Annotated in this window: 4 protein-coding genes; 2 read left to right on the top strand and 2 right to left on the bottom strand. The window is 54.4% G+C overall.

Annotation, left to right across the window (positions count from 1 at the left end):
* Positions 1-1,975, top strand: a 1,975-nt coding sequence (locus Q0478_RS12850) for a flagellin (protein ID WP_298679896.1), incomplete at its 5' end; no start/stop codon positions are given.
* A gap of 43 nt (positions 1,976-2,018) precedes the next feature.
* Here Q0478_RS12850 and Q0478_RS12845 read toward each other — a convergent pair.
* Positions 2,019-2,345: a hypothetical protein gene (locus Q0478_RS12845; RefSeq protein ID WP_298679894.1), complete on the bottom strand. Its 327-nt coding sequence runs from the start codon at positions 2,343-2,345 to the stop codon at positions 2,019-2,021.
* A gap of 159 nt (positions 2,346-2,504) precedes the next feature.
* On the bottom strand, positions 2,505-3,443 hold the full coding sequence (locus tag Q0478_RS12840) for a CehA/McbA family metallohydrolase (RefSeq protein WP_298679892.1): 939 nt from the start codon (positions 3,441-3,443) through the stop codon (positions 2,505-2,507).
* An 84-nt stretch (positions 3,444-3,527) separates the two neighbouring features.
* On the opposite strand from Q0478_RS12840, the gene Q0478_RS12835 reads away from it, so the two are divergent.
* Positions 3,528-3,863: tetratricopeptide repeat protein (locus Q0478_RS12835; RefSeq protein WP_298679890.1), on the top strand; the 336-nt coding region annotated here is incomplete at its 3' end.

Below are 3,863 nucleotides of genomic sequence, written 5' to 3'. Positions count from 1 at the left end.
GGATGATGTTCTCGCGATAGACTTTTCTGAAGTTGATGAGAGTGCGGGTTCTGACGCGGTTGGCGAACTCCGTGTTGCTTTTACAGACGACGGTGAAGAATACGGTCGCGCCGCGTTTGCCTATGCGCCAGGGAACAACGCTGTAAACGGCGACATCTGGTTTGAGACGGCTGATAATTCTGCGTTTGACAGCTCGGGGGTAGGCGCTGACGGATACAGCTTCAGGTCGGCTCTACACGAAGTGGGCCACGCAATCGGGTTAAGCCATCCTTTTGGAGACGGCAGCAGCGTTACAGGCACAGCGCTGCCTGACAACTTGGACATCATGCGCAACACATTCATGTCTTACACAAATGTGGACCGCAACCAGATGTTTACCGTTACCGTAAATGACGACAACGGCACGAACACCTACACCTACGACGAGATAGAGAATATTTCCACGAGTGGTGGGTATTCAGTCTCCTATGGTTTCACAGATATTTCTGCGTCAACGCCGATGTTATATGACATTTTGACAGGGCAGTATTTGTATGGCGCCGCAGAAGACACGCGCACCGGAGATAACACCTATAGTTTTGAAGACACTCCCCAGACCATTCAAACCATTTATGACAGCGATGGCATTGATGCGATTGATGCATCTGCCCAAACACGCGCCTCGGAAATTAACTTGGCGGCTGGTTCTTTCTCGTCGATCGGCATTTTTTCAGCGACTGAGCAATTGAGCGCTCTCAACTCCAATTTGTCCGGTGTCTATGCGGGGATCGTTTCATGGTTGGATACAGCAAGCGACAGTCGCAGCGATGCTGTGTCTTCAGATATGAACGCTGCGTCGCTTTTGTATTCCGGCGTAGACAACGTTGCGATTGCGTATGGCGTCGAGATTGAAAACGCTCTTGGGGGTGCCGGCGATGACGACATCACGGGCAACAATCTTAACAACTTGCTTGTCGGGAATGGTGGGGATGACACCCTGGATGGTGGCACCGGTGATGCAGACGTTGCCAAATTTAGCGGCGCGCGCGACGATTATACCATCTCAACAAGTGGATCTGTTGTAACTGTTGCTGACAACACAGCCAGCCGAGACGGCACAGACACGATCACAAACGTCGAGTATCTTGAGTTTACAGGGCCAACAGCCGGCTTTGTGCAGTTTGACGCAACACTTCAGAACTTTGCGGCCGACGTTACTTTCGATCTGTCTATTGATGGGGTTTCTCAAACGGTCACACTTGCGGCAAAAGATTATACATCTGGGGGGCACACGCTTCAGGACTTTGCTGACGATCTTGATGCGGCAATCGATCTTGCGTTCGCCTCCGATGCTGTTGGCGTAACCGTAAACAGCCCTCTGACAATCACATCCAACTCAACCGGCACCTCAAGCAGCGTAAGTATTTCCAACGCGAGCGACGCGACCCTACAAACTGCACTTGGCATATCTGACGGAACTGGCACCGGGGCGTTGCAAAGTGCAGCAGGCCTGAGCAGTGGCGCTCAATATTACAATGTGGCGTCTGGCACGGTCGGATATGCAACACCGTCCGGCGCAGCCGGAGCGGGCACGCCTGGTTCTGGCGGGGTTGGTGGGTCCGGGGGATCTGGATCCTCCGGTGGTTCGGGCGCTGGGGCGGAGGAAATCGTCTATGCCGGCTCTGTTGGATCCATCGATTTGTCGACAGCGGATGGGGCGACGAAAGCTTTGGCCATCTTGGATCGTGCGCTTGAAAATATCAATTCGGTCAGGTCCAATTTGGGGGCCATCGAGAACCGTTTGGACCATGCAATCAGCAATATGGGCAACCAGGTTATGCACACCCAAGCGTCACGGAGCACGATTGAAGATGCCGACTTTGCGGTTGAAATGTCGAGGTTTGTGAAAGCACAGGTGCTTCAGCAAGCGGCCATGCAGCTTCTGGGCCGCGCTCATCAGGCGCCACAAGGTGCTCTGTCGCTGTTGCAGGGGTGATTGGTCTCATCCATACACAGATATTTGGTTTAGAGAAGGCCGGCTAATTCGTCACAACGGCCCTGAGGTGGTGCAGCACTTCTCTCAACTTCACCGTATTATCTGACTTTAGCGAAGAATAGCTTCCGGTAATTTGCTGGTCTACAAAAGCGAAAATATCTACGGTTTTGGCGTTCAGGGAGGTGTTTTCGCCGTTGACGGCATTCAGACGCAACTGCTTCGCACTTAATTTTGCTTTGATGTATAATTGGCCGAACTCTGAAGGTGTGAGTGAGCCGCTCTTGTCGGCTGCACTGAAAAACCGTTCAATATGCGAAATAAGGCGCGTGTTGGTAAGTTCAGAAACGTATTTGGAACGCTGAGTATACATTAAGCTTATCCTCTCACATCAATCAACGGCACAAGCCTGTTTTTTGTTAGTGGTGCCCGAGGCGGACTTGACCCGCTGCCACAAGGGTGTGGAGCGGATCTGGCGCATTGCCTTGGCATCCCTCGGCAATTCAGGTGACATTATCCCTTAGCTCTGGGTTTATGTTGCCGTCACCTCGTCGCGCCAAACAGGGTTGCTCCAGGCGCGCTGCCCAGATTTATCAACCACCGTCACACGCAACCAGTCACACTGCGCAAACCGCTCAAGCGGCACATGTGTTGAGGTCATCGAATGGCCGTGAACCGCCGTCGCAGCGGCCCCCTTTCCTTGCACGATCACAGACTGAACCGCCGAACTTTCCACATGGACCGAACCATCACTCCAGTGAATGCCCCGCAGTTCGGGCCCGGTCGTGCTGTAATGATGACCTGCCTTCAGCGCCGCAAGCAAAGCCTCCGGCGTGTTTTCCACCGCCTTGACCATGACCCAGCCGCCAAAATGGTCTGGCTCTGAGAAATGCGCATCATCGGTGGCACAGAGCGATAACCGCCGCCCCTCACTGAGCAACTGGTCCAGCGTGTAAAACCCGTGCGGTCTGTCACACCCAACAGCGCATCCGTGGTTGTATACCTCGATGGCATGAACCGCTTCCATCCTGCGTGCATCCGCCGTCGTCAGGCCAGACCATTCAGGGTGCGCCACAGCCACAAAAGCGCCCGCCTCTGCCGCGCGTGCTGCAAGCGCAGGCCCAGTTTCCTGATCCGCCAAGGGGTGAAAGCCGGGGGCATTTGGCCTTTCAAAATCCGCAGGCAACCCAACGGCCAGAATATGCCAGAGCTCGCCGTTTTCCATTGCTCCGGAATGCAATTCAGCCCCCAGCAAGGTGGTAAACCCTGCATCCCTGAACCCTGTGGTATCTGTGATGGGGTAATCATACAGCCCGATGAAATGATCGGTCAGCGCAATAAAATCATAGCCCTCGGCCTTGTAGCGCCGGCAGACTTCGGCGGGGTCAAGCACCCCGTCAGAGCGCTTTGAATGCGTGTGCAAATTGCCGCGCCAAAATTTTCCCGGAAGTGCGAAGATATCTTCATACATGACCTGTGTCCTCTTGTTTGCTATGCTTTTAGGCAAGACACGTGAAACCCTTGTGACACTTCGGCAGGCTCAGATATGGACGCAATGAAACATCTCCCAGCGTTGCTTGCTGCCCAAGACTGGGCCAGCGCGGAGCGGTTGCTGCGGCGGCTGTCCAAAAGCAAGGCGGCCCCTGCTGAGGTGTTCTACAATCTCGCCAAAGTTCTGGAAGCATCGGGCAAGACAGGCCAAATCACGACATGGCTCAAACGCGCTGTCAGCGCCAACCCGCGCTATGCCTTGGCTTGGTTTGAGCTGGGGCGACAGCACCTTCAGGCAGGCGCACTGGAAGATGCGTTTCAAGCTTTTGACAACGCCCATCGCTACGATCCGTCAGACCCCGATTCACAACGCAATCTGGGGCGTGTCGCCTTGCGCCTG

It is taken from the genome of uncultured Lentibacter sp., assembly GCF_937123735.1.
GTDB lineage: Bacteria > Pseudomonadota > Alphaproteobacteria > Rhodobacterales > Rhodobacteraceae > Lentibacter.
The sequence above is the reverse complement of the archived record's forward strand: the minus strand, read 5'-3'. Positions and strand labels throughout refer to the sequence as shown.